The organism is Rhizobium sp. BK399, from assembly GCF_014194695.1.
In the GTDB taxonomy this organism is placed as follows: Bacteria; Pseudomonadota; Alphaproteobacteria; order Rhizobiales; family Rhizobiaceae; genus Rhizobium.
Map to the genome: position 1 here is coordinate 235,158 of NZ_JACIAH010000006.1, position 26,264 is coordinate 261,421.

General features: G+C 56.6%; 23 protein-coding genes, 2 tRNA genes and 1 pseudogene. 16 read left to right on the plus strand and 10 right to left on the minus strand.

Features of this window, described 5'->3' with window-relative positions:
* The 8 genes from deoC to FHT97_RS15445 all read right to left on the minus strand — a co-directional run bounded on the left by deoC (position 1) and on the right by FHT97_RS15445 (position 7,211).
* Positions 1 to 777 carry a deoxyribose-phosphate aldolase gene (gene deoC / locus FHT97_RS15410; RefSeq protein WP_183753631.1) on the minus strand — a complete coding sequence of 259 codons (777 nt, stop codon included), beginning with the start codon at positions 775 to 777 and terminating at the stop codon, positions 1 to 3.
* The gene (locus tag FHT97_RS15415; protein ID WP_183863363.1) at positions 774 to 1,577 is read right to left on the minus strand and encodes a purine-nucleoside phosphorylase; all 804 of its coding nucleotides are present in this window, start codon (positions 1,575 to 1,577) and stop codon (positions 774 to 776) included. The genes deoC and FHT97_RS15415 overlap by 4 nt, the downstream gene beginning before the upstream one ends.
* Positions 1,574 to 1,963, minus strand: coding sequence for a cytidine deaminase (locus FHT97_RS15420; protein ID WP_183863365.1), 390 nt, complete (start codon positions 1,961 to 1,963; stop codon positions 1,574 to 1,576). The genes FHT97_RS15415 and FHT97_RS15420 overlap by 4 nt, the downstream gene beginning before the upstream one ends.
* A 4-nt stretch (positions 1,964 to 1,967) precedes the next feature.
* The gene (locus FHT97_RS15425) at positions 1,968 to 2,939 is read right to left on the minus strand and encodes an ABC transporter permease (protein WP_183863367.1); all 972 of its coding nucleotides are present in this window, start codon (positions 2,937 to 2,939) and stop codon (positions 1,968 to 1,970) included.
* Between the two features lie 11 nt (positions 2,940 to 2,950).
* Positions 2,951 to 4,054 (minus strand): ABC transporter permease, encoded by a 1,104-nt coding sequence (locus FHT97_RS15430; RefSeq protein ID WP_183863368.1) that lies wholly within the window; start codon positions 4,052 to 4,054, stop codon positions 2,951 to 2,953.
* Positions 4,055 to 4,061: 7 nt separating this feature from the next.
* A complete protein-coding gene (locus tag FHT97_RS15435) occupies positions 4,062 to 5,573 on the minus strand; it encodes an ABC transporter ATP-binding protein (RefSeq protein WP_183753621.1) in 1,512 nt (503 codons plus the stop codon).
* 68 nt (positions 5,574 to 5,641) lie between these two features.
* Positions 5,642 to 6,634 carry a BMP family ABC transporter substrate-binding protein gene (locus tag FHT97_RS15440; protein WP_016552315.1) on the minus strand — a complete coding sequence of 331 codons (993 nt, stop codon included), beginning with the start codon at positions 6,632 to 6,634 and terminating at the stop codon, positions 5,642 to 5,644.
* A gap of 259 nt (positions 6,635 to 6,893) precedes the next feature.
* Positions 6,894 to 7,211: a hypothetical protein gene (locus FHT97_RS15445; RefSeq protein WP_183753619.1), complete on the minus strand. Its 318-nt coding sequence runs from the start codon at positions 7,209 to 7,211 to the stop codon at positions 6,894 to 6,896.
* A 228-nt stretch (positions 7,212 to 7,439) separates the two neighbouring features.
* Here FHT97_RS15445 and FHT97_RS15450 point away from each other — a divergent pair.
* The 5 genes from FHT97_RS15450 (at position 7,440) to FHT97_RS15470 (ending at position 10,205) form a co-directional block, all read left to right on the plus strand.
* Positions 7,440 to 7,529, plus strand: a tRNA-Ser gene (locus FHT97_RS15450).
* Positions 7,530 to 7,770: 241 nt separating this feature from the next.
* Complete coding sequence (locus FHT97_RS30670) at positions 7,771 to 8,169, plus strand: hypothetical protein (RefSeq protein WP_210296712.1); 399 nt, start codon at positions 7,771 to 7,773, stop codon at positions 8,167 to 8,169.
* Positions 8,166 to 8,624, plus strand: a complete 459-nt coding sequence (locus FHT97_RS15460) for a helix-turn-helix domain-containing protein (protein ID WP_183863369.1) — start codon at positions 8,166 to 8,168, stop codon at positions 8,622 to 8,624. Before FHT97_RS30670 ends, FHT97_RS15460 begins: the two co-directional genes overlap by 4 nt.
* Positions 8,625 to 8,815: 191 nt before the next feature.
* Positions 8,816 to 9,931: a site-specific integrase gene (locus FHT97_RS15465; protein WP_183863371.1), complete on the plus strand. Its 1,116-nt coding sequence runs from the start codon at positions 8,816 to 8,818 to the stop codon at positions 9,929 to 9,931.
* Positions 9,932 to 10,129: 198 nt separating this feature from the next.
* Positions 10,130 to 10,205, plus strand: a tRNA-Val gene (locus tag FHT97_RS15470).
* A gap of 311 nt (positions 10,206 to 10,516) precedes the next feature.
* Here the strand turns inward: FHT97_RS15470 and FHT97_RS15475 are convergent.
* Together FHT97_RS15475 and FHT97_RS15480 are read right to left on the minus strand one after the other, a co-directional pair.
* Positions 10,517 to 10,591 (minus strand): annotated as a pseudogene (locus FHT97_RS15475) (integrase core domain-containing protein); the annotation flags it as partial.
* A 96-nt stretch (positions 10,592 to 10,687) separates the two neighbouring features.
* A complete protein-coding gene (locus FHT97_RS15480; RefSeq protein WP_183863373.1) occupies positions 10,688 to 12,076 on the minus strand; it encodes a hypothetical protein in 1,389 nt (462 codons plus the stop codon).
* A gap of 113 nt (positions 12,077 to 12,189) precedes the next feature.
* Here FHT97_RS15480 and FHT97_RS15485 point away from each other — a divergent pair, with 113 nt between their 5' ends.
* The 11 genes from FHT97_RS15485 to FHT97_RS15535 all read left to right on the plus strand — a co-directional run bounded on the left by FHT97_RS15485 (position 12,190) and on the right by FHT97_RS15535 (position 26,261).
* Positions 12,190 to 13,164: a glycosyltransferase family 2 protein gene (locus FHT97_RS15485; RefSeq protein WP_183863375.1), complete on the plus strand. Its 975-nt coding sequence runs from the start codon at positions 12,190 to 12,192 to the stop codon at positions 13,162 to 13,164.
* A gap of 214 nt (positions 13,165 to 13,378) precedes the next feature.
* Entirely contained in the window at positions 13,379 to 13,936 is a 558-nt protein-coding gene (gene rfbC / locus FHT97_RS15490) for a dTDP-4-dehydrorhamnose 3,5-epimerase (protein WP_183863377.1), read from the plus strand.
* Positions 13,937 to 13,970: 34 nt separating this feature from the next.
* Complete coding sequence (gene rfbB, locus FHT97_RS15495) at positions 13,971 to 15,026, plus strand: dTDP-glucose 4,6-dehydratase (protein ID WP_183863379.1); 1,056 nt, start codon at positions 13,971 to 13,973, stop codon at positions 15,024 to 15,026.
* A 3-nt stretch (positions 15,027 to 15,029) separates the two neighbouring features.
* Complete coding sequence (gene rfbD / locus FHT97_RS15500) at positions 15,030 to 15,905, plus strand: dTDP-4-dehydrorhamnose reductase (protein ID WP_183863381.1); 876 nt, start codon at positions 15,030 to 15,032, stop codon at positions 15,903 to 15,905.
* Positions 15,906 to 15,947: 42 nt separating this feature from the next.
* The gene (gene rfbA / locus FHT97_RS15505) at positions 15,948 to 16,832 is read left to right on the plus strand and encodes a glucose-1-phosphate thymidylyltransferase RfbA (RefSeq protein ID WP_183863383.1); all 885 of its coding nucleotides are present in this window, start codon (positions 15,948 to 15,950) and stop codon (positions 16,830 to 16,832) included.
* A 444-nt stretch (positions 16,833 to 17,276) separates the two neighbouring features.
* A complete protein-coding gene (locus FHT97_RS15510; protein ID WP_348649621.1) occupies positions 17,277 to 18,098 on the plus strand; it encodes a glycosyltransferase in 822 nt (273 codons plus the stop codon).
* Between the two features lie 425 nt (positions 18,099 to 18,523).
* The gene (locus tag FHT97_RS15515) at positions 18,524 to 19,423 is read left to right on the plus strand and encodes a glycosyltransferase family 2 protein (protein ID WP_246712645.1); all 900 of its coding nucleotides are present in this window, start codon (positions 18,524 to 18,526) and stop codon (positions 19,421 to 19,423) included.
* Positions 19,424 to 19,867: 444 nt separating this feature from the next.
* Positions 19,868 to 20,686 (plus strand): ABC transporter permease, encoded by an 819-nt coding sequence (locus FHT97_RS15520; protein ID WP_183863387.1) that lies wholly within the window; start codon positions 19,868 to 19,870, stop codon positions 20,684 to 20,686.
* A complete protein-coding gene (locus tag FHT97_RS15525; protein WP_183863389.1) occupies positions 20,676 to 22,007 on the plus strand; it encodes an ABC transporter ATP-binding protein in 1,332 nt (443 codons plus the stop codon). The genes FHT97_RS15520 and FHT97_RS15525 overlap by 11 nt, the downstream gene beginning before the upstream one ends.
* Complete coding sequence (locus FHT97_RS15530) at positions 22,004 to 24,877, plus strand: glycosyltransferase (protein WP_183863391.1); 2,874 nt, start codon at positions 22,004 to 22,006, stop codon at positions 24,875 to 24,877. Before FHT97_RS15525 ends, FHT97_RS15530 begins: the two co-directional genes overlap by 4 nt.
* A 61-nt stretch (positions 24,878 to 24,938) precedes the next feature.
* Complete coding sequence (locus tag FHT97_RS15535; RefSeq protein WP_183863393.1) at positions 24,939 to 26,261, plus strand: glycosyltransferase; 1,323 nt, start codon at positions 24,939 to 24,941, stop codon at positions 26,259 to 26,261.
* The last annotated feature ends 3 nt before the right edge of the window (positions 26,262 to 26,264 follow it).

Below are 26,264 nucleotides of genomic sequence, written 5' to 3' on the forward strand. Positions count from 1 at the left end.
TCAATAGCTCGATGCAGCGGCAGGCGCGGACTGCGTGCCGCTGAGAACGGCAAGAATGTCGTCGAGCAGTCCGGATGCGCCAAAACGGAAGGTGGATGGCATCGGCCAATCGGGTGCCAGGATCGTTTCTGCGAGGCTCAGATAGAGCGCCGCGTCGGCCACCGACCCGATACCACCCGCCGGTTTGAAGCCGACCTTTCGACCACTTTGGCGAATGACCCGAAGCATGATGTCAGCTGCTTCGAGCGTCGCATTGACGGCGACCTTGCCGGTCGACGTCTTGATGAAGTCGGCACCCGCGTCGACGGCGAGTTCGGCGGCGCGACGGATCAGCGCCGCATCCTTGATTTCGCCGGTTTCGAGAATGACCTTCAGCAGGATCGGATCCTTGCACTCGGCGCGGATGGCCGTCACCATGTCGGTAACGGCCTTGCCGCTACCCGTCATGAACTTGCGATAGGGAATGACGAGGTCGATTTCATCGGCGCCGTCGGCAATCGCCTCGCGCGTTTCGGCGGCAACGTCGGCGATTTCCATTTCGCCCGATGGGAAGTTGACCACGGTTGCGATCCGCACCGGATGAGCGGTGCCGAGTTGGGCGCGTGCGCGGGCAACGAAGCGCGGCCAAATGCAGATCGCTGCCGTGTTGCCATAAGGGGTCTGCGCCCGGGCGCACAGCGCGTCGATCTGAGCCTCGGTGCAATCATCCTTGAGGTTGGTGAGATCGAGGAGAGAGAGGGCGACAGCGGCGGTCTCCTTGCTGGAATGAGTGGTCATTGTTCGCTTTCTCCTGCAATCATCTCTCTTAGGATGGCGGCGAGGCGGGAGCCGCCGATCGGAGCCATATCCTTGGTCTCCTCATGGCTCAGTTCACCACCGGTCATGCCCGCTCCATAGTTGGTGATTACCGACGCCGCTGCAACCCTTAAGCCCAGCATTCGCGCGATAATGACCTCCGGCACGGTCGACATCCCAACCGCATCCGCGCCGAGGATACGGGCCATGCGGATTTCAGCCGGTGTCTCGAAGCTTGGGCCGGAAAACCACATGTAGACGCCCTGTGCCAAGGGGATGCCGAGTTTCTCGGCGGCCTTGCGCATCTTGTCGGCAAGGCTGGCATCATAGGCGCTCGTCATGCCGACAAAACGGCGATCGCTTTCCTCGCCGATCAGCGGGTTCATGCCAGAATAGTTGATGTGATCGCTAATCTGCATGACCGAACCGGGCGGCATGTCGTCTTGTAGCGATCCCGCGGAATTGGTCAGGATCAGGGTCTCGATGCCAAGACCCTTGAGAACTTCGATGGGCAGCCTCATCGCGCCGGCATCGCCCTTCTCATAGAAGTGCACGCGACCGGACAGCATGACAACCGGCACACCGCCAAGCGAACCGGCAACCACTTCTCCGGCATGACCCGAAACCGCGCTGACCGGGAAGCCCGGCAAGTCGCGGTATGGAATCCGTTGCGCGTCCGTCACCTCGCCGACAAGCGAACCGAGACCGGAGCCAAGCACGATACCGTAGCGCGGCGAAAGGCCGCCGAGCCTTCCGGCAAGCACGTCGAGCGCGCCGCTCATCCGAGTTCAGTCTCGAAGCTGAACGGCAGAAGTTCGTCCATGGTCATCGTCCTCTGCACGCCGACCTCATCGCAGAGGTAGATCTTCGTGTCCTTGGAGGCGAACTCCGAGATCTTCTGCCGACAGCCGCCGCAGGGTGGGCAAAGCGGCAGCTTTTCGGCGATGACAGCCATTTCGACGATCTTCTTCGCGCCGCCCATGATCATGGCGCTGATGGCCGTCGGTTCCGCGCACCAACCTTGAGGGAAAGACAAGTTCTCGATGTTGGCGCCGGTATAGACCTTTCCGTCCTCAGCGCGAATAGCCGCGCCGACCGGGAACTTCGAATAGGGAGCATGAGCGAAAGCCATGGCGCCGCGAGCGGCCTCGAAAAGATCGTGGGACATGTTCTCAACGTTCCTTCGTATAGGGGACACCACCCGCCTTGGGCGGGATTGCCACGCCGATGAAGCCGGCGAGCAGGACACAGGTCAGGATATAAGGCAGCGCCTGGAAGATCTGCACCGGCACTTCGCCGATCAGTGGCACCTGCTTGCCCTGCATGAAGTTTGCCAGCGCATCGAGAAAGCCGAAGAGCAGGCAGGCGAACATGACAGGCACCGGCTTCCATTTGGCAAAGACCAGCGCCGCAAGCGCGATGTAGCCCTTGCCGGCCGACATATCCTTGATGAAAGCCGCCGACTGCGCGATCGCGAGATAGGTTCCGGAGAAGCCGCAGAGGATGCCGGCGCACATGACGGCGCGATAGCGCAGCCAGGTGACCGAAATGCCAGCCGTGTCGACGGCGCCCGGATTCTCGCCGACGGCGCGCAGCCGCAGGCCGAAGCGCGTGCGGTAGAGGATCCACCAGGAAAGCGGAACCGCGAAGAAAGCGAGATAGGTCAGGATGTTGTTGCCGGAAATCACGTTGGCATAAAGCGGGCCGATGATCGGAATATCGCGGATGGCATCGGCGCCAGGCAGCACGATCGGCACAAAGCGAGCCTCAGGAAGCAGCTGCGGCGTGCGGCCGCCCTGGCCGAACCAGGCGCCGCCGAGAACGATCGTGATACCGGCGACGAAGAAGTTGATCGCCACGCCCGAGATGATCTGGTTGCCGCGGTTGGTGATCGAGGCGAAGCCGTGCACGAGGCTGAGCGCCACGGAGCAGACGATGCCGGCGCCGAGACCGAGCCATGGCGAACCGGTCAGGTAAGCAACGCAGGCCGCCGCAAACGCCGATCCGAGCATCTTGCCCTCGAGGCCGATATCGAAGATGCCTGCCCGCTCGGAAAACAGCCCTGCCAGCGCCGTGAAGATCAGCGGGATCGACAGGCGGATCGTGGAGCTGAGGACGCTGATGAAGATGTCATAATAATCCATCGTGCGTTCCCTCACGCGGCCTTGAACTGTTGGTAGACGCGAACCATCGCGGGGCGGAACATGTATTCAAGCGCGCCGGCAAAGAGGATCACGAGACCCTGAATGACAAGGATCATTTCGCGCGTGATATTGGGCATCTCGAAGGAGATCCAGTCGCCACCCTGATAGAGGATGCCGAAGAGGATCGCCGAGAAGATGATCCCGACCGGATGGTTTCTGCCCATCAGCGACACGGCGATACCAACGAAACCAGCACCGCCGACGAACTCCACCTGCAGACGGGCCGAGGATCCCATGACCGGATTCAGCGCCATCATGCCCGCAAGCGCGCCGGACAGCAGCATCGCAATCATGACGATGCGAGGGTAGGGGATGCCGGCATAGGCTGCCGCGCTCTGGCTGACGCCAAGCGTGCGCATCTCGAAACCGAGCTTGGTACGCCAGATCAGCAGCCAGACGAAATAGGCCGCAACCAGCGCAATGAGGAAGGAAACGTTGAACGGCGCGGCGCCGAGCTTGGCGCCGAACAGGTCCATCAGCCAGCCGAGTTTCGGCAACTGGCCGCCTTCAAGGAAGGTGCGGGTTTCCGGCGCCATCTTGCCAGGCACGATCAGCACATGCACCAGCAGGTAGACCATCAGCGCCGCGCCGATATAGTTGAACATGATGGTGGTGATGACGATGTGGCTGCCGCGCTTTGCTTGCAGGAAGGCCGGAATGAAGGCCCAGGCCGCACCAAACAGGCCAGCACCGACAACCGCTACCGGCATGGTCACATACCATGGGACATAGTGGTCGAGCGCCAGCGCTACCAGGGCGCAGCCGAGGCCGCCGAGATAGGCCTGACCTTCCGAGCCGATATTGAACAGGCCGGCATGAATGGCGACGGCAACGGAGAGGCCGGTGAAGATGAAGCTCGTCGCGTAATAAAGCGTAAAGCCGATACCTTCGCCGCTGCCAAGCGCGCCTTCTATCAGCAGCGACAGGGCCGCAAGCGGGCTCTCTCCGATCAGCCAGACGACAAAGCCGGAGATCAGGAAGGCAACGAACAGGTTCAACAGCGGGATGAGGCCGTAGTTGATCCAATTTGGAAGTGGAACGGAAGCAGTGCTCATCGAGGCCTCACGCGGCAATGCCGGCCATCATCAGGCCGAGGGTCTGTTCACCGGCATCGGGCGTCTTCTCACCGACCACGTGGCCGGCAAACATGACAAGGATACGGTCTGAAAGGGCGCGGATTTCGTCGAGTTCGACGGAGACGAGCAGGATCGCCTTGCCCGCGTCGCGCATCTCGATGATCCGGCGGTGAATGAACTCGATCGCGCCGATATCGACGCCGCGCGTCGGCTGGCCGATGATCAGGGCCGTCGGATCGCGCTCGATTTCGCGCGCCACGACGATCTTCTGCTGGTTGCCGCCGGAGAAGTTCGCTGTCTTCAGGCGCGGGTTCGGCGGACGAATGTCGTATTTCTCGATCTTCTCCATCGCGTCCTTGCGGATCGCGTCGAGATCAAGCAGCGGCCCCTTGCTGTAGCCGGGATTGCGATGGTAGCCGAGAACCGAGTTCTCGTACTCCTCGAACTTCAGCACCAGCCCCATGTGATGACGATCTTCGGGAATGTGAGCGAGGCCGAGCTCCCTGAGCCGCGCCGGATCGGCCTTGTCGATTGGCTGGTTGTCGAGGAAAATCTCGCCGGAATGCGGCTTGCGGATGCCGGCAATTGCCTCCAAGAGTTCGGACTGCCCATTGCCAGCGACGCCGGCAATACCGACGATCTCGCCGGCTCGGACGTCGAAGGAGACGTTGTCGACCATGGTGACGCCGCGATTGTCCTTAACGGTCAGGTTGCGAGCCGACAGGATCACCTTGCCTGGATTGGCTTCGCCCTTCTGCACGCGCAGCAGGACGCGGCGGCCGACCATCAGTTCGGCCAGCTCCTCGACCGTCGTCTCGGAAGTCTTGCGGGTCGCGACCATCTCGCCGCGGCGCATGACCGACACCGTATCGGTGATCGCCATGATCTCGCGTAGCTTGTGGGTGATCAGAATGACCGTCTTGCCCTGGTCGCGAAGGACGCGAAGGATCTTGAAAAGATGGTCTGCCTCGGCAGGCGTCAGCACGCCGGTCGGCTCGTCGAGGATGAGGATCTCGGCGCCGCGGTACATGGCTTTGAGGATCTCGACGCGCTGCTGCAGCCCGACCGGAAGCTCTTCAATGAGCGCATCGGGGTTCACTTCGAGGCCATAGTCCTTCTCAAGGCGGCGCAGCTCGGCGCGCGCGGAAGAAACGCCTTTGGCGAGCAGGGCGCCGCCCTCGGCACCGAGCATGATGTTCTCGAGCACCGTGAAATTGTCGACCAGCATGAAGTGCTGGTGCACCATCCCGATGCCGGTCGCGATCGCGGCCTGGCTGTCCTTGATGGTGACGGGATTGCCGTTGACGCGGATTTCACCGGCGTCGGCATGGTAGAAGCCATAGATGATCGACATCAGGGTCGATTTGCCGGCACCGTTCTCGCCGATGATGCCGTGAATCGTGCCCTTGGCGACGGTAAGATTGATGTCTTTGTTGGCATGAACGGCACCGAATTTCTTGTCGATGCCCACAAGTTCGATAGCGGGCGTGTCTGTCACAGCAGGCTCCAAATACGAAAAGGGCGTATGGCGGAACGGATCCGCCATACGCCCGTCTCAGTCACGGATCACTTCGGGCAAGCATTGTCCGAGGTATAGTCGTGAACCTTGATGGTCCCCGCGATGATGCCTTCCTTGGCCTTGTCGAGAGCAGCCTGCATGTCAGGCGTGATCAATGCCTTGTTGTTGTCGTCCATGGCGGCTGCAACGCCGTCTTCCTTGACGCCGAGCGCGAGAACGCCGGCCGTGAACTTGTCAGCCTTGACGTCGCTGAAGCCGTTGTAGACAGCAAGGTCGACGCGCTTGACCATCGAGGTCAGGACGGAGCCCGGGTGCAGATGGTTCTGGTTGCTGTCGACGCCGATCGAGAGCTTTTTGTTGTCGGCTGCTGTCTGCAGGACGCCGAGGCCGGTCGCACCGGCTGCCGCGTAGATGACATCAGCGCCCTGGTCGATCTGGTTCTTGGTGAGCTCGCCACCACGAACCGGGTCGTTCCAGGCAGCGCCCGTCGTGCCGGTCATGTTCTGGAACACTTCGACATCGGCCTTGACCGAGCGGGCGCCCTGCTCATAACCGCATTCGAACTTGCGGATCAGCGGAATGTCCATGCCGCCGACGAAGCCAACCTTGCCGGTCTTCGAAGCGAGGCCGGCCAGCGTGCCGACGAGGAAGGAGCCTTCTTCTTCCTTGTAGACGACAGAACGAACGTTCGGCTTGTCAACGACGGCGTCAACGATGACGAACTTCGTGTCGGGGAATTCGGCTGCGACCTTCTCGATTGCCGAAGTCCAGGCGAAGGAGACAGCGATAACCGGGTTGAAGCCGCGGCTCGCGAAGTTACGGATGGCCTGCTCGCCCTGGGTGTCGCCGGTCGGCTCGAAGTCGCGATAAGCGATCCCGGTTTCCTTCTTGAACTTTTCGGCGCCGTTGTAGGCTGCTTCGTTAAACGACTTATCGAACTTCCCGCCGGTGCCGTACACGAGCGCCGGCTTGACGTCGGCGGCGAGCGCCGTCGTGGACATGGCAGCCACGGCCAGGAGAGTCAGAAGGGATTTTTTCATGAGTTGCAGCCCTATTGTTTCTAATTGTTTGGGTCCTCCCGCAAGCCGTTTAGGCATGTCTGCGGAACCACCGACCTCCCCCCGGAGGCCTGGCTGGGCGCATCCTTGCATGGCTCAAAAAAAAATTCACGAGAAATTTTTCGACTGGTAAAGATTTGCCGCAATTGCCAAAAATCAGCTCACGCGGGCTGAATTTTGTACAAAATCATCACCGGCTTGCGATTTTTCTCGGCAAATTTGGGTTCGCCAAGACCGCTTGTCATGCCGCAAAGCGGCCAGCCACCGAGGGCTTCTTGTAGCCCACCATCCACAACATCAGCGACAGCACCAGGAACACGGCAAAGGCCGGCTGGAGCATCAGCCACTGGAAGGCAAGCGTGTAGAAGCGCGGATGGATGTAATAGGCGATGGTCGATTGAAGGGTTTCCAGCGACGAGGGGCTAAGGTCCTGCCATGCGTCACCCATGGGAGTGATAACTACCGACGACGCGGCAACGGACTGAATGGAATCAATCGTACCGGCGATGACGGCGACGGCCAGCGCAACGAGACTTGCCAAACGCAAAAGGAAACGCATCAAACTCTCCGGCGATCAAACATGCCAGGCATTTTCCTGGCCAGCCGCGCCATTCGTCAACCTCTACAAAAGATAGTTATGGAGGGGTGGAGCTACAATGGAGGGCCAGAGCGCACTTTTACCGGAAGAAGTCAAAAAACTGTTAGATTTGGGTTGATCGGCAAAAATTCATCGGTATATATCGCGCCGTTCCGACGATTTGCATCTTCGCCGATGCAGACCGCCAAAGGACAGGTGGCCGAGTGGTTGAAGGCGCACGCCTGGAACGCGTGTGTACGTGAAAGCGTACCGAGGGTTCGAATCCCTCTCTGTCCGCCATTATTGTCTTTAAGTGTCTGATTTTGAAGATATATTTCAATCTGCATTCGGCCGGCCCGCCATTGAGCCCGCCACGAGAGTCCGGGCCCTGATTTTATTGTTGGCATCCCTTTATTGTTGGCATCCCACAGAAAAATGCGAATCCCCCGTTGCCAATCGTTACGACAATCGGCTATTTGAGATTCATTAACACCAACGAATCACTGCGCAAGAGGTGCGGTGTCCTAACAAAGGGACGCCTATGCCTACCAATTCGCAGTTGGGCCTGTTTTCCTCCCCCGACAAAATTGAAGCTACTCCAGAAAGCGATTTAGCGATTCACGCCACTGCTTCGCCCGAAGCAACTTTTTCTGTGGCCACTTCCGACGCTATACCCTGCGCAAAGCCCCGGGCTGCTGCAAATGTTGGCCTCCGGCGCAAGGGCGAGGGTTCTGCGCATGCCAAGCCCCAGGCTGAAGAGCGGTATCTCTCGGTTCAGAATGTGGCATCCCGCTATGCCATCAGTATCCAGACCGTCTGGCGCCATACCAAGCATAACCCGGATTTCCCGAAACCGATCAAGATCCTCAATGGCTCCACCCGTTGGCGCATGAGCGACATCTTGGCCTTCGAGGTTTCACGCCAGGAGGTCAGCCGGTGACCGTCGCCAGCGCTCTCCGCAAGAAACGTCGAAATCTCCAGAGCGATAGGAAGGCTAACCTTCACCAGCTCTACTCAAGTGATGATGTCATCAAGCTTTATGAGATCTCACGCAATACCCTGACCAACTGGATTGCCGACGGTCTTCCCTTCATTGATGCCGGGTCGCGTCTGTTTCGCGGCTCGGACCTTAACGCCTTCCACAGTCGACGGCGGCTGAAGGCTGCCGGAGAGCCACTCGGCCGGTTCTTGGTCAACTGCTTCGGCTGCAAGCGCTCTCATTCACTGCTTGAGGGAGATGTCTCGGTTTCTCCCGGTCGCACTGACGGGATTTTCCGCGTTTCCAAAATCTGCCCGGATACCGGAGTGAGGGCCAACAGGTTCGTCTGTAGGGAAGAATTGGATACGCTCCAGAGGCTTCGCGAAACCGATCCCGGAAGCAAGACTCCCGACTAATATGTTCCCTCGGTCCAATCGAGGTTTGTGCAAATCCGGCGGTCCCGCCTCCGGGGCCGTTGCCGCAACCAGACCATCACCAAGCTCATGGAGCGCCGCCAGCCGGAAATCCTGTCCCGAACCGAAGGTTCGCCTTTGGTAATGCAAACCCATGCGATCTCAAGCGATCGCATCAAATTTAGAGATTTAAAATGACTGCATCTATCGAGAATAATGCCTCAATCGTCTACCTCTATCAGGGCGAACTGAGGCACGGCAAAGGCTTCCACCCGAAGACCGTCAACGACATCCTGCGCCATATCTGGCAGTTTGAGGCGCACACCGGATCCGTCGACTTCCGGTCAGTGACGCGCAAGATGGTCGAGGATTTCAAGGATGAGCTTATCAGCCGGGCAGACAAAGCCGGCAAGGAGGGGTTGTCCGCCTCGACCATCGTACATACGTTCGGGAACCTGAAAGCCTTCTTCACCTGGCTTTCTGGTCAGAACGGCTACAGGAGGGCGATCAGCGCCCAGCTCTACAACCACTTCAACTCGCCGCGGCATTTGGTCGAGCTCGCTGGAGCCGCGGCGCAGAAGTTCGTCCCGAGTGCAGAGCAGCTGCGGTTGATGCTTGGGGAGATGCCGGCAAATTTGCCGGCCCAGCGGAGGGACCGCGCTATGCTGGCGGCCCTTTTCCTGTTTGGTGTCCGTGATGGGGCGTTGATCTCGCTGCGCCTGAAGCATGTCGACATCGACCGCAAGCAGGTGTTCCAGGACGCGCGCGAGGTGAAGACGAAGTTCAGCAAGACGAGCATCGTCGACTGGTTTCCGATAGGAGACGCTATCGAACGTATTGTCATCGACTGGATCGCGGAGTTGAAGGCAATGGGCGCCGGAGAAGATGCCCCTCTCTTTCCTACGACACCATTCAAGCCGTGGATCGGCCGGCACAGCATCGAGCTTGAGTTCCTGACCACGGCTGCCCCTGTGCGCCAGGTCTTACGGAAGGCGGCCGCTGCCGCGGGTGTTCCCTACTTCAAGCCCCATGCGATCCGCTCCACAGTCGCGAAGCTCTGTGATGAGTGGGCCTCTTCTTTGCGGGATATGAAGGCGCTCAGCCAGAACCTCGGTCATGAGCAGGTGAGCACGACGTCGAAGTACTATGGTGATGTCGAGCCTCACGTGAAACAGGAGCTGTTCCGCAAGATGCGTGACAAGCAGCGGAACCCGGGCGCCCGCGACATAAGCGATCTTGCCGAGCGGGTCGACCTGGATACGCAGGATATGGTTCGTAAGATCCTGCAGATGGCGCTGGACAAGAAATAGTCACACGTAGTGCGCGGTGGCAGACATTTGCCATTTGCCACCGCGCATCGCCTCTGGTTGGTTGGCCCTAGTGGTTCGAGGCCTGCAAAGCCCTTCCGAAAAAATAAAAAAATCTTCGCAAACGCTCTTGCGGTTTCCCCGCGATCCGCATAAATCACGGCCACCGACGCGGCGGACCAAACCGGACCGATTTCGCGAGGGCGATTAGCTCAGTTGGTAGAGCGCCTCGTTTACACCGAGGATGTCGGGAGTTCGAGTCTCTCATCGCCCACCATTCTTTCCCCTATGTTTCAAAAACCTAAGTGATATCAAGGGCTGTCTGAGACCCTAGTCATGTACACGGGTGACATACATGGTGCATTTGATGACGAATCCTACCAAGGCCCGAACGGCGTCTACTGCTACGTGAAGCGCGTCCCAAGGATCTGATCGCTAATATCGGCAAAGAGCGCTACTCTGTTTCCCTCCGAACGAAAGATCCCAGAGAGGCCAAACGCCTTTGCGGGGAGATGGACGTTGTGAAAGAACGAAAGTTCAGGGCGCTGCGCGCAGGGCCGAGAGCCCCGTTGAAAACGGGGGATTACCGAAGGACTCGACATATCCGTTCTGCATGGGCCTTCCCGGCGCGATGTAGTGCCACTCGACCTTGTGATCCTTCGCGGCCAGACCATGACCACCAGAACGGCGCGAGCGCTGCGGCACACCATCGCGAGCCGTCGCCCTACACTGTCGGCTCGGTCACCGGCCGAGCGGCATCTACTCGAACATCGGCGACTTCACCCCATAGTATTTCTTGAACACCGTTTCATAGCCTTTGATGAACCACTCCGGCGATGAAGCTGTTGGAAGCGGTCTGATCTGCATCGGAATTGCGTCCAGCTGGAGCCCTGTCTTGAGCGTGGCGTTATCGCCCAGCATAGCCCTCGCATAGACGACCTCGACCTGCCGTGAAAACGCATTCCCTTTTTCGATCTCCTGAAATGAGCCTTGCTGTAACTTGGAAAACAAGACGACGAGAAGTAACGTCAGGATAGGTTGAACTGCGCGGTGCTTGGAGGCGACACGCGAAACGACGAGTGCAAATAAATACAGGACAGCTATTTTCCCTACCAGCATGAGGTCGCCCCAGGGATATTCTGTTATCGCCAGATAGTTCACCCGTGTCTTCAGAGAGATCAGAAACGTCACCGCGAGCACGACCAGAGCCGTCTGAATGCAAAAAAGCACGCTGCTCCGATGCTCGGCATCTTCCGGCTTTTTTCTCCCATGCCACAATGCAATGGCACTCCCGCCAATAAGAAAAAGTGCCAACCCAACCGGTGCCAGCTTGGAAGCGGGACCGAACGTGAACACTTCGCCCGGCTCGGCACCGGTTGCCATCCTTGCTCTTTCGGAAAAGAAGATCGTGACGAGAAGAGCGAGCAAGCTGAAGAGTATGTTGGTCATCACGATCATCGATCGCGATCCAATTTTGACCTGCGACATGACCGCAGGCACCTGCCATCCGTTCTTGTGCAAATGCAACCCGACCAGCATTGCGTTGAATATGAGAATTGTCGCGGAAAATGCTTCGAGCGAGAACGAGCAGACATAGGACAGCAACAACAGGCACGAAGTTTTCTCGATGCTCGCCCCGTCATCCTTGATGCCTGCTGTCATCCCGAGCAGGGCGAACGTCAAGAATGCCGGCAGCTGGTAGCAGATAAAATGTACTTGGTTTTTCCAAGGTAATAATTTGAAAATGCAAACTGCAATGATCAGCGAAAAGACAAATGAAAAAACCTTGTTTCTCGGCTCGACAGGCAATGATCGAAGGAAATAAGCAAGCACTCCGGTGGAGAAGAGTGCAAAGGCGCTTGCTGAGAAAAGCTTGTAGAAGCTAAAGAAGCTAACCTTTGAAACTCCGTTCGCGGCAAAGAACAGAAAATTGAATGTCGAGGCGAAGATGCTTCTTCCGTAGTTGTCAAAGACTCTATTTGGAGTCCATCCGCCGCTGAATTTCGGAAGCATTGAGCTCTGCAGCGACGACGCATAGTGAACTACATCGTCACCATTCATGACGGCAACGCTATAGGTCGCCAACCATATGAGAACAAAAAAGCATGCAAGAAATATAGAATGTGGCCGATTGTTGCTGATCTTCATAAGTCCTCCGTATCGCTTTGTTTGGTGGTTGTCGACCGGCCGTTTGCCGCTTCAGGGGCACAAACGCGCCGCTGGCTGTGATGCGTACGCGGGAGGTTTAATTGGAGGGAATTGTGAATAGAAAAAAATGCGTATCCATCATTGTCCCGTTCTATAACGAAGCGGATGGTATCGATCGATTTCGGAATGCAATCGCTGGCGTCATGGCGAAAGCCCCGGCATACGACTTTGAAGTCATTTGCGTGGATGACGGGAGCCAGGACGATACGTTGGAACAATTGATCGCGTTGTCGCAGGAAGACAATCGCTTTCGGGTCATCGAGCTCTCCCGAAACTTTGGAAAAGAGGCTGCGTTGACTGCCGCCATTGATTTCTCGAACGGCGACGCGGCCATTCCTTTTGATGCAGATCTTCAGGATCCTCCAGAACTCATCTTGAAGATGATCGAAAAATGGGAAGAGGGCTACGAGGTCGTGCTGGCGAGGCGTGCGGACCGCACCATGGACACGTACGTGAAGCGGAAGACCGCGGGAATGTTCTATCGGTTTCACAACCGGATGTCCGACACGAAGATACCCGAGAATGTCGGTGATTTCCGCTTGATGGACAGCGCGGTCGTGGCTGCGATCAAACGTCTCCCGGAGCGGCAGCGCTTCATGAAGGGTTTGTTCGCCTGGGTCGGATTCAGGACCGCCGTGATCGACTACAAGCGCGCTGCGCGCCAGACAGGCGAGACCAAGTTCTCCGCCTGGAAGCTCTGGAACTTCGCGCTGGAAGGCATCACAAGTTTCAGCACCGTGCCACTCAGGCTGATGGCGTGGGTGGGAAGTGTCGGGACGCTGGCCACCTTGCTCTACGCGCTCTACATCATCTTCAAGACGCTCATCTATGGCGTGGATGTGCCCGGTTACGCCTCGCTGCTCGTCGCCATTCTGTTCATGGGCAGCCTCCAGTTGATCGGATTGGGAATCCTAGGCGAGTACATCGGTCGCATCTATATGGAATCGAAGCAGCGTCCTGCGTATCTGGTTCGCCGGCATTACGGCTTCACCAGTTCAGACGAGGCCAACTGGCTGGTATCGAGATAGCTAGGGCATCGTGCTGATCCCGCAGAACGCCGGCCCTCTCGGACGAGGTGAATCGGATCGGCGACGATCACTCCTTCGCGCGGCTCATTTTCTAAAACGGATAGTTGCCGGCAGGCGCAATGCAAACCCGACAACTTTGGGCGTTCAGGAGATGCCTCTTGCAAACTGAGGCGAGCAAACTAGAAGGGGATCTCAAGACGCTGACAGGTGCAGGATGAAGATCGAGATTTTGCCGCTGGCTGGTTTGGCCAAGATCATTCCAACAAGACTAGGCGATCATCGCGGATACTTTTCAGAAGTGTTCAAGGACGGCTGGTTCCGCGAGAATGTCGCGGGCGTTGCGTTCGTGCAGGAGAATGAATCCCTGTCGGCGACGGTCGGCACGGTGCGCGGCCTGCATTTCCAGCTTGATCCGTTTGCCCAGGGCAAGCTGGTGCGCTGCATCGCCGGCAGGATTTTCGACGTCGCTGTCGATATCCGCGTAGGTTCGCCTACCTACGGCAAGTGGTATGGCACCGAGCTGTCCATGGAAAACGGCGAGCAGTTATGGATACCGGCAGGTTTCGCCCATGGCTTTGCCACGCTCGTGCCGGACTGCATCATCTCCTACAAGGTGACGGCGCCCTATAGCGCCGCGAGCGACCGCGGCCTACTGTGGAACGACCCTGCAATCGGCATCGAATGGCCGCTGCCACTCGACAATGCGGTCCTGTCGGACAAGGATAAGGTTCAGCCGAAGTTGGCTGACTTGCCGCCATCCTTCACATACTGACCATCGGCCTTGTGGCTGAAAAGCGGAGTAGACAATGCGTATTCTCGTTACCGGCGGAGCAGGCTTTATCGGCTCGGCCCTCGTGCGGCATCTGGTCAAAAGCGTCGGTGCGGAAGTGCTGAACGTCGACAAGCTGACCTATGCCGGCAATCTCGCCTCGCTGAAGGAGATCGAAGGCGCACCGAACTACCGTTTCCTGCAGGCCGATATCTGTGATCTGCCGAAGATGTCGGAGGCAATGACCACGTTCGAGCCGGACCGGATCATGCATCTGGCCGCCGAAAGCCATGTCGATCGCTCGATCAGCGGCGCCGGCGATTTCGTGCAGACCAATGTCATGGGCACGTTCTCTCTGCTGGAAGCGGCCCGTCACTATTGGAACGACCTGTCGCCAGCTCGGAGAGACGCATTCCGCTTCCTGCATGTCTCTACGGACGAGGTTTATGGTTCGCTCGGGGACGAGGGCCTTTTCGAGGAGGTCACGGCTTACGATCCGTCCTCGCCCTATTCGGCTTCGAAAGCGGCGAGCGACCATCTGGCGATTGCCTGGCATCGCACTTACGGGCTCCCGGTCGTGGTCTCAAACTGCTCGAACAACTACGGGCCCTATCACTTCCCCGAAAAGCTGATCCCGTTGATCATCCTTAACGCCATGGGCGGCAAGCCGCTGCCGGTCTACGGCCAGGGCGTCAACATCCGCGACTGGCTTTATGTCGAGGACCATGCGCGCGCGCTCGACCTGATCGCGTCGCGTGGCCGTCTCGGTGAAAAGTACAATGTCGGCGGCCGCAACGAGCGCCGTAATATCGATGTCGTGCGCCGTATCTGCGCGCTGATGGATGAGCTGCGCCCGCAGGCAAAGCCGCATACCGATCTGATCACCTTCGTTACCGACCGGCCCGGCCATGATGCGCGCTATGCCATCGATGCCACGAAGCTGGAGACGGAGCTGGGCTGGAAGGCACAGGAAAATTTTGACAGCGGCATCGAGCGGACGGTGCGCTGGTACCTGGAGAATGAATGGTGGTGGCAACCACTGCGTCAGGGCGTCTATTCCGGAGAGCGTCTAGGCGTTCTGAAGAGGGGCTGAGCCATGCGTATTGCCGTGACGGGAAAACAGGGCCAGGTCGTCTCGGCCCTTCTGGAGCGCGGTCCCGCAGCCTGTGTCGAGATCGTCGCCGTTGGCCGTCCGGAATTCGATCTCACCGATCGGGCGTCGATCCGCGCGGTCCTTTCAGAGATTGAGCCGGATGCGATCGTATCCGCTGCCGCATACACGGCGGTCGATAAGGCCGAAAGCGAAGAGGCCCTAGCCTTCGTCGTCAATGCCGAAGGGCCGACGGCGATAGCGGAAGTGGCAAAGGAGCTCGGTGTTCCGATCGTACACCTGTCGACCGACTATGTATTTCCTGGCGACAAGCAGGGCGTCTACGTCGAGACGGATGCGACCGGTCCGGTTTCGGTCTATGGCCGCTCGAAATTGGCGGGCGAGGTAGGCGTCGCTGCTACCAATCCCAACCATGCGATTTTGCGCACTGCCTGGGTCTATTCGCCCTTCGGCGCCAATTTTGTGAAGACCATGCTGCGGCTGGCCGAGACCCGCGATGCGGTGAACGTGGTCGCTGACCAGCATGGCACGCCGACCAGTGCGTTTGACATCGCCGATGCGGTCATTGCCATAGCAAAACGCCTTTCTGCAGATCCCGATATGAAACTGCGTGGCGTTTTCCATCTGACCGGCAGCGGCGAGGCGACCTGGGCGGATTTTGCCGAGGCGATCTTTGCTGGTCTGCAAACCAGAAGCGGCAAGCTGGTATCCGTCGGCCGCATCACGACAGCGGACTATCCGACAACGGCGAAACGCCCGGCCAACTCGCGGCTTTCGAACGACAAATTGAAACAGGCCTACGGAATCGTCCTGCCCGATTGGAAGGAGTCCACAAAGGTCGTACTAGACCGTCTGCCCTAAGGATCGGCGCTTTCGGGCTCCCCACACACGGAAGGAAAACGCATGAAGGGTATTATTCTCGCTGGCGGTTCGGGCACGCGCCTTTACCCGATCACCAAAGCCGTCTCCAAGCAACTCATGCCGGTCTACGACAAGCCGATGATCTATTATCCACTGACCACGCTGATGCTGGCGGGGATCAAGGAGATCCTGATCATCACCACGCCGCATGACAACGAGGCCTTCAAGCATCTGCTCGGTGACGGTAGCCAATGGGGCATTTCCATCGAATACGCGGTGCAGCCGAGCCCGGACGGTCTGGCGCAGGCCTTCATCATAGGCGCCGATTTCGTGGGATCGAACCCCTCCGCGCTGATCCTCGGCGACAACATCTATTACGGTCATGGCCTACCGCAGCTGCTGCACTCCGGCGCGTCCACGGTTAAGGGCGCGCGCGTCTTCGCTTACCACGTCAGCGATCCAGAACGCTACGGTGTCGTTGAGTTCGACGGCAGCTTGAGAGCGCTGTCCATCGAGGAAAAGCCGGCTAAGCCGAAGAGCAACTGGGCGGTCACCGGCCTTTATTTCTACGATGAGCAGGTCATCGAGATTGCCGCCAACCTGAAGCCGTCGCCGCGCGGTGAACTGGAGATCACTGACGTCAACCGCGTATATCTCGAGCGCTTTCAACTAGAGGTTGAATTAATGGGTCGCGGCTATGCCTGGCTCGATACCGGCACGCCGGACAGCCTTTTGGAGGCTGCCGACTTCGTTGCAACGCTGGAAAAGCGGCAGGGCTTCAAGATCGCCTGCCCGGAAGAAGTAGCCTATCGCATGGGCTATATCGGCGAAGCACAACTGCAGCGGTTGGCAACCGAACTCGGCAAGAGCGCCTATGGCCAGTACTTGATGAAGCTCTCAAAGACCAAGCACGACCTGGAATTCTGAAGCGCCCCAGCCCGTTCGAAAGGAGGGCCGATTTTATGGTCAGAGCGACCGGCCGACCGCGTTGCAGATATGGCGACAGACGTCCTTGACCTGCCCCATGACGCGAGCCTCAGCTCGATCCGAGCCAAGGCTCACCCAGTCGAGCGCTCATTCATCGCGGTCTCCAATCGGAAACGATGCATCACCTTTCAACCCAAACTAATCAGTCCCTAGCCGCTCAGCGACGTCTCAAATTTCCAGCAGCGGCTTGGTTTCAGGATCGGGGTCAATATGCTACCGAGGCGAGATGATAACCTGGCGAAATCACATGCGAGACCCTTTCTGTCCACTCAAATCAACGACCGATTGTTAGTTACAATACCCAGATGGTGTATTCAGTCGGACAATGGCACCTGGCGTTGATATGGCGCAGAGCATAAAAAAACCAGACGGGAAGAAAACAAGGTGAGCGAGATCTGTCAGCTGCCTACAGAACCCACACTTCTTTCCGTCTGCATTGTAACATACAAACCAAATTGGTCTGCCCTGAAGGCGACTTTGAGTAGCCTCAAAGCCGCATTGGACGTCGGGGCCATCGGAGCCGATGTACTCATCGTGGATAACTCCGCTGTCGACGATGTGTCGACTTGGATTCATTCCGCTATGCCGGATTTTCCGGTGACGGTCATTTCTGGACATGGAAACATCGGCTTCGGCAGAGCCAACAATTTTGCCCTAAAAGGGAGCCGCTCCTTGCATCTCGTGCTCAATCCGGATGTCGAGATGGATCCTGATGCACTTCAGCGTGCGATATATTTCATGAGGTCCAACCCCGCTTGTGGCCTGCTGACCCCTGCGGCATTTTCATCTGATGGCAGTCGTCAATATCTCTGCAAGAGGTACCCTGCTGTACTCGATCTAGTCCTCAGAGGTTTTGCGCCCAACTTTATCCGGCGGCTATTCCACAAGCGCTTAGATCGCTACGAGATGTGCGACCAGATTGGCGATCAAACTGTGTGGAATCCACCCATTGTGAGCGGATGCTTCATGCTTTTCCGGGGAGACGTATTTCGTACGCTGAACGGCTTCGATCCGAGATACATGTTGTATTTTGAAGACTTTGACATGTCGCTGCGCGCTTCCGCCATTACGCGGATCGCATATGTGCCGGCGGTTAGAATTGTGCACGGGGGCGGAAATGCGAGCAGAAAGGGCGCTTGGCATATTTGGCAATTCGCTCGCTCGGCGCTCAAATTTTATGCGTCGCATGGGCTGAGGTTGTTTTGAGCCGCGACCGACTTGCCGCGGAACCGCTCATGGCGATACGGTGATATTCCTCGGGTCGACGGGCTGCGGCCATCCGCGTCTATGAATGAGGGGTGGGATTTTTGTGCCGAGCCTATCTCGTACTGCGGAACCAGATCGGGGGGCGTGGGAAGCATGATCGCGGAATACAGCGCAGCCCCTAACAAGTGACACTCGATCAGCCGGTACGCCGTGGACAGTCAATCTGGTGGCAGCGGCGGCAAGCCCTTGTCAGCTCCATCACCCTCTGACATATCTTCGACAATCTTCCGCGACGATTGCCAAACATCACTGCGGCACGTCGCCGCAGTTTTGGAATTTTGGATGGCAATCGACCTTGGCCTGCGACCTTGTGACTGGGTCCTAGCTTGTCTCTCCACTTAATTTAACACGCTTATGGAATGCAAATGAATGACAAGGCCGCGCAACGGATCTGCGCCATCATTGTGACTTTCAATCCGAACGGAGAAGTGCTGGCTCGGCTGGTGTCTACAATCACGCAACAGGTCGAACACCTCCTGATCATAGATAATAACTCGAGCTCGGAAAAAAGCCTTCCCCAGCCGCATCCTTCCTTGGAAGTCATCCGGCTCGACGACAACCATGGGATCGCTCGCGCTCAGAACGAGGGCATAGAGAGAGCGCGCTCCATGGGGTGCAATTATGTGTTGCTCCTCGATCAGGATAGTAATCCTGCGCCCAACATGGTGACTGTTTTATTCGAGGCGTTAAGGCGCCTCGAAAATCATGGCGAACGACCAGCTTGCGTTGGCCCTCGTTACTCCGATACAGCGCCGGTGAATGTTTCTCCCTTTGTAAGATTGGAGGGAATTCGCCTGAAGCGACTGGACTGCGGCGGAACAGATGCTGTGGTGAAGGTAGATTTTCTTATTGCATCCGGGTGCCTTATTCCAATGTCGGTGCTGGACACCGTGGGGCCGATGACAGAGTCGCTTTTCATTGACTATGTCGACATTGAGTGGGGGTTACGTGCTCATCAGCTCGGCTATAGCTCTTTTGGCGTGTGCGAAGCGCACATGCAGCATTCCGTTGGTGACTTCTCTCTCGCCATTGGCGCTCGCCGCATTCCAGTACATGGCCCAACACGGCAATATTACCAAATCCGAAACGCCCTGTGGCTTTGCCGCCAAAATCATATAACCCCACAGTGGAAGATGGCTCTTTTCCTTCGGATTGTTCGCCGCCTGGTTCTATTTAGTCTTTTCGTTTCGCCGCGCCGTGAAAATTGTCGGTCGATGATCGCAGGACTACGAGATGGCTATAAAAGTCGTATGGGGAAAAAGTGATTTAAACGCAGGCAATGCAGATGCTCAGGAGCGAAAACGACAAGAGCTGACTGGTAAGCTTGCTTGAATAAGCGCGGACCGTGTCGGCTTCCATGGGGAGTGCCTCCCGCGACCATCGGCGCTTGCGGCGCACACCCGAAGGGTTCAGGTGCATCGAGCCGAATTCAATCGCAAAAGACTGTGTCGCGACGCCTCGGCAGCCGGCGTCGATATGTCCATCCGATCGGAATTTGACTCGCTGGCGTGTATCTGAAATACGTCCGTTTCACTTGAAGGGCCTCGACCGAGAGATCGTCAACATTCGCGCCCTCTATACATCTAACCTCAAGAGCCGAACTACCGAGCTCTGTTCCGGGTTTTGTCCATGAATTGCCTTTGTAATTGCCCTACGCCCCACGCGACGAGCCGAAGCGCACGAATTGCTGATGCGGAAGGTAGCTACTGATGCAGCGCTTTTCTGCGAGCCCTCGCGAATGCATCGCGAGCGTATGGCGACATAAGGCATTGATTTGGAATTTGACAAAGCGGGAAGTTGTCGGCCGATATCGTGGTTCGGCCTTTGGCATTTTGTGGTCGTTCTTTAATCCAATACTTATGCTGGTCATATATTCTTTTGTATTCAGCGTCGTGTTTAAAGCTCGCTGGAGCGGCGGAAGTGGATCAAAGTCGGAATTTGCTCTTGTGCTATTTGCGGGCCTAATCGTATTCAATTTTTTCGCGGAGTGCTTTAATAAAGCGCCAGGACTGGTTTTGGCGAACGCCAACTACGTGAAAAAGGTCATATTCCCACTTGAGATCTTGGCTTGGGTCAATGTTTTTTCGGCGATGTTCCACGCCCTCGTGGGCATCGCTGTTTGGGTAGTCTTTAGAATACTTGCTGTAGGTCCGCCCCCTTTTACGGTTTTGCTATTTCCGATGGCATTATTGCCAATTGGATTGATGATCTTAGGAGTCAGCTGGTTCCTGTCTTCTCTTGGCGTCTTTTTGCGTGACATTGCCCAGCTTACCGCGGTAGCCACGACAGTGCTCATGTTTCTATCTCCTATCTTTTTCCCTATCGAGGCCCTTCCTGAGCAATACAGGGCATTTCTTGCGCTCAACCCGTTGGCGCCTGCCATCGAGCAGATGCGTGATATATTACACTGGGGGACCGTTCCTGATCCGCGTGGCTACTTGCTCTATCTCATCGCAAGTATTGCGGTTGCGCTTCTCGGTTTCGGCTGGTTCCAGAAAACAAGAAAGGGCTTCGCGGATGTCATCTGATGCGGTGATTGATATCCAGGGATTGGGAAAATGCTTCCAAATGTATGCCAAGCCGCAAGATCGTCTCTTCCAGATGCTGACATTGGGCCGGAAGGCGTTTCATCAGGAATTCTGGGCCCTCAAGAACGTTTCCCTAACGGTCAGAAAAGGCGAGACCGTCGGCATCATTGGTAGGAATGGCTCTGGCAAATCGACGTTACTTCAACTTGTCTGCGGTACGCTCAATCCATCGAGGGGTAACGTGAACGTAACTGGAAGGGTTGCGGCGCTATTGGAGCTCGGAGCGGGGTTCAATCCCGAATTTACTGGTCGTGAAAATGTTTATATGGCGGCTTCTCTTTATGGACTCTCGCGCGCGGAAACCCAGGCGAGATTTGACGAGATTGCTGCGTTTGCCGACATTGGGGAGCATCTCGACCAGCCCGTCAAAACCTATTCGAGCGGCATGTATGTTCGTCTCGCCTTCGCCGTGATCGCCCATGTCGATGCCGACATTTTGGTGGTCGATGAGGCGCTGGCCGTGGGGGACGCAGTCTTCACGCAAAGATGCATGCGTTTCATCCGGCGATTCAAGGAGACCGGAACGCTCCTCTTCGTCAGTCACGACATCAATTCGGTAGTGAATCTCTGTCAGAAGGCCGTCTGGCTTCGCAACGGCGAGATTTCTGAAATCGGCGAGGCAAAAACCGTGGCTGAATCCTATCTTCAATACACATTGCAAGAGATTTATGGTGAGGATGCGAAGCTACAGAGCATCAACGAGCAGGCGCGCGAAACCGCTAAGGAAACCGATCTCATAGAAAGCGAAGCTGCCCTCGCCTTGGACTACGGCAGTCGGTATCAGGTCCATCCGAACCTCAACGACGCGAACGGTTGGAAGAGTGGCGCCGCAGAGATTCTTGATGTCAAAGTGGCGCGTGCGGACGCCGAAGACATAGGCGTATTTCGAGGTGGGGAGCGCGTGAAAGTGGCCATACGGGCAGTGGCTCACAAACCGCTCAAGCAGCCGATTATGGGGTTTCTCGTCCGCGACAGGCTCGGGCAGGATCTGTTCGGCGAAAACACGGGAGTCTTTTCGCAGCTCAACCCAAGGTCGATTGACGCGGGAGAGCGGTTCGAGGCGGGTTTTGTGTTTAAGCTTCCTATGCTACCAAATGGACAATATGTCCTAACGGCATCGTTGGCCGACGGCGATGCTCACGACAACATACAGCATCACTGGCTTCACGATGCCATGGTCATCAATGTCAGCAACAGCAAGATTCGATACGGCCTCGTCGGGGCCGAATTCGAAGATGTTAAATTGAGTATCGTCGCATGAATCCACTTGAAGAATTGTATTCGACACACCAAGGGAAGCTTTCTGATAAGTGGCAGATTTACTTGCGGGAGTACGACCGTCTTTTTGGCGAGTTCCGCTTTCAGGATATCAATCTGCTTGAAATTGGTGTGCAGAACGGGGGGTCGCTTGAGATCTGGGGACAGTATTTCGCAAGTGCGAAAAAGATCGTCGGGTGCGACATAAACGAAGCATGTCGGGCTCTAAATTACGATGATCCTCGTATCTCTCTTGTGATAGGCGATGCGACGGAAGAAAATATATACCAAGAGATTACGAACATATCGGATGCGTTCGATGTCATTGTTGATGACGGGTCGCATACGTCCGGCGATATTATAAAGACGTTTTTTCGATATTTTTCCCGTCTGAAGGAGGGAGGGATCTATGTCGTGGAGGATTTGCACTGCAGTTATTGGTCGGATTTCGAGGGTGGTCTTTATCATCCGTTTTCTTCGATTTCCTTTTTCAAAAGGCTGGTCGATATCGCCAACTATGAACATTGGGGCGTCGACAGGAAGAGAAATGGTTATGTGGCAGGCATTGCCGATCATTACGGCATCCGTGTCGACGAAGAGATTCTATCGCATGTCCACTCCGTAGAGTTTATCAATTCGATATGCGTTGTCAGAAAACGCAGCTACTCCGACAATCAACTCGGAAATCGCATATGTGCCGGTGATCTTGAGCTTGTGGTTCCGGGTCACACGACACTTGCAGGCAAGCCGCATACTGCACCTCAGCAGGCTCATTTCTGGTCGACACTAGAGCGCGCACCTGACGAGGTGTATGAATATAACCTCTATCGGATAGATACGCTGACGCGCGATCTGGATGAGGCAAAGGAGCTTCACGCGCAACAAACGTCCGCGATTGCGGCACGCGACGCCATGATCCAGGAAATGTTGTCTTCGACGAGCTGGCGAATCACAAGGCCCTTGCGTTGGTTGAAGCGCCGGCGATTGCTCGCTGGTCGTCTAATGTCGCTGAGCTGTAGCATGTTCCGAAACCGAATGGGCCTGTTGGGCGCGGCGCGGCGCGCGAACGTGGTTTATCGGCAGGGCGGGCTTCGCGCGGTCAGGACGGCGCTTGCACGGCTGGAAGGCGAGATTAACGCTGCGCCGCGCCTTGCTTCTCCGAACATGATAGCTCCGCTCTCCTATAGCGAATGGGTGAAGGAGTATGACACGCCGAACGATCGCAGCCGCGAAGAGATTCGTAAGGAACTGGAGCAATTCACCAATCTGCCTAAGATCTCGATTGTCATGCCGACGTACAATTCCAACGTGAAATGGCTGGGAGAGGCGATTGAATCTGTACGGAAGCAGATTTACGGCAATTGGGAACTTTGCATTGCGGACGACGCATCGGTCGATCCGTCCGTCCGATCGCTGTTGCTCCAATACGCGGAAAAGGACGACCGTATCAAGGTTGTGTTGCGGCCGGAGAATGGTCATATTTCCGTCGCCTCGAACACGGCCATAGACATTGCGACCGGCTGCTGGATTGCGCTTCTCGACCATGACGATGTCCTAGCCGAACACGCTATGTCCTCGATCGTCCAAGCAATCAATACCTATCCCGACGCGGGATTGATATATTCCGATGAAGACAAGTTGGATGAGAAAGGAATGCGATGCGAGCCTTTCTTCAAGCCTGACTGGTCACCACACCTGGCGTGTTCGCAAGCCTACATGGGCCATCTGGTGGCGTTCAAGATTGGTGATGCCAAGCCGAAGTTTTCGGTCGATCTTAACGGATCTCAGGATTACGACATGTGGCTGTCCGTCGCCAGCGGGTTGAGGTCGGAGCAGATCATCCATATCAACAAAATTCTTTACCATTGGCGCAAGCATCCAGAATCAACAGCCGCCGTGCCGGCAAGCAAGTCCTATGCGGACGATGCTGGTCTGCAGGCTGTGTCCAGCTTCGTGCAAAAGCGCTATCCGGGCCGTAAAGTGCAGGCTGCTAAAAACGACTGGGGCTTCACCTACAAACTGGATCATGCCGTAGGTGATGATACGAAGTTCTCGATCATCATCCCGACAAAGGATAAGACCGACCTTCTCTCTCAATGTGTGGACAGTATTCTTTCAAAGACCACGCACAAAAACTACGAAATAATCGTCCTGAATAACAACTCCGAGGAAGACGAGACTTTCCAATATTTCAAGGAAATTCAGCAGCGAGACAGGCGCGTGCTTGTTGTCGATGCGAATATCGAGTTCAATTGGTCTCGACTGAATAATATCGGCGTACAGAATGCCAGCGGCGACGTCTTTGTTTTGCTGAACAATGATACGGCCGTCATTTCTCCGGATTGGCTCCAGCGTCTCGGAGGCTATGCATTGCTGCCCGACGTGGGTGTCGTTGGAGCCCTTCTTCAGTTCGAAGACGGGACGATCCAGCATTCTGGCGTAGTCGTGGGCATGGGGGGATGGGCAGACCACGTCTACCGGGCGGCAAGGGCGGAACACACGGCGGGAACAGGTTTCGTTTCGCCGATGTTGACGCGCAATGTGCTGGCCGTCACCGGCGCATGCATGGCCATCTCGCGAGAGAGATACGAGGTACTATCCGGCTTCGATGAAGAATTCATCATATGCGGCAGCGATGTAGCTATATGCATTGCCGCCCACAAAATGGGTTTCTTCAATGTTCTATGTGCTGAAGCGAGGCTCTATCATTACGAGTCCAAGACACGCTCTTCTTTCGTTCCGGAAGTCGACTTCCTTCAATCCGCAGCGAAGTATGCGCCCTATCGCGTCGATGTGACCGACCCGTTTTTCAACCGTAACCTGTCTCTAAGTTCGACCGAGGTTCGCCTGGAGGGCCAGCCGCGTGTCTCGTAAGCTTGTCGCCCTGGCCCGCAGTCGACCTGCCATCCGTGGGGCGCTTCGGAGGCTGAAAAAGGTGGCGCTTCAGCCGGCTGTGCAAATGCGCGGCGGCGTTCGCAAGCTTGTCGCGTTGGTCATCAGCCAGCCGAGAATTCATAACTCGCTTCGCGGCCTCTATCAGGCCGCCAGACCCGAAGCCCAAGTGCGTGCCGGTCTGTCCATCGACATTCCGGAAATTTTTCCTCTGAATATCCGCCGGAGCTCGTCCGACAAACCTCGCCTCAACCTTCTTGTTCCGGCTTTGTCGAATCAACACGTCTTCGGCGGAATTGCCACGGCTCTCAATTTTTTCAGCCGGCTCGCCGGGGATGATCGGGACGTCCGCATCATTTTGACGGACGAAACGCGTTTCAAACACGACAACAATCCAGATTTTAGCAGCTGGCGCATCCTGTCGCTGAGTGATGAGGATCAGGGCGGACGCGTTGTCGTTCCGGCTGGCAATCGTGCCGGAGAAACGCTAGCGGTTCGCGAGCATGACTATTTTGTTGCCACGTCGTGGTGGACGGCTTTGCTCCTGGATAAAATCATCCGCGATAAAAAGGAGCTTTGGCGTCAGGCCGATGTGGATCGCTTTGTCTACATCGTTCAGGACTACGAACCTGGATTTTATGCTTGGTCGAGCCGGTATGCGCTCGCAGAATCTTCGTATCATTTCGCGGAACGTTGCATTGCCGTTTTCAACACATCGATATTGTCGGAGTTCTTTATTCGAAACGGCTATAAATTCGGCAGATCGTTCGTATTTGAGCCGGTCTTGCATTCGAAGCTGAGGCCTTATCAAGCCACGTTTTCCGATGTTCCCAAAGAGCGCATCATTCTCTGCTACGGCCGTCCAACTGTCAGCCGCAATGCCTTCGAGATCGTCGCGTTGGCGCTGAAGGAGGCGGCGAGCAGGAGGGACCTCAGCAAATGGCAGTTGCTGTCGGTGGGAGAGGCGCACGCCAGTCTAGATCTCGCACGCGATGTCAGGCTCAAGTCGCTCGGTAAGCTGTCTATAGACGAATATGGCAAGCTGCTGCAGAAGTCCTATGCCGGCATTTCGTTGATGATATCGCCTCATCCAAGTTATCCGCCGCTTGAGATGGCAGCGTTTGGGATCAAGGCCATTACGAATAATTACGAAAACAAGTCGCTCGCGCGGTTGTCGGATAATATTGTTGCGCCGCCGGTTCTGTCCGTTCGCGATATTGCCGATACTCTGTGCGATCTGATCGACAAATATGAGCCTGTATCGTCCGCACCGCAGACCGTATCCTCTTACATGCAGAGGTTCTCGTCGTTGGAGGATCCTTTTTCTGCGGTGATCGGAGAGGTCCGATCCGCTTTGCTGTCTTGATCG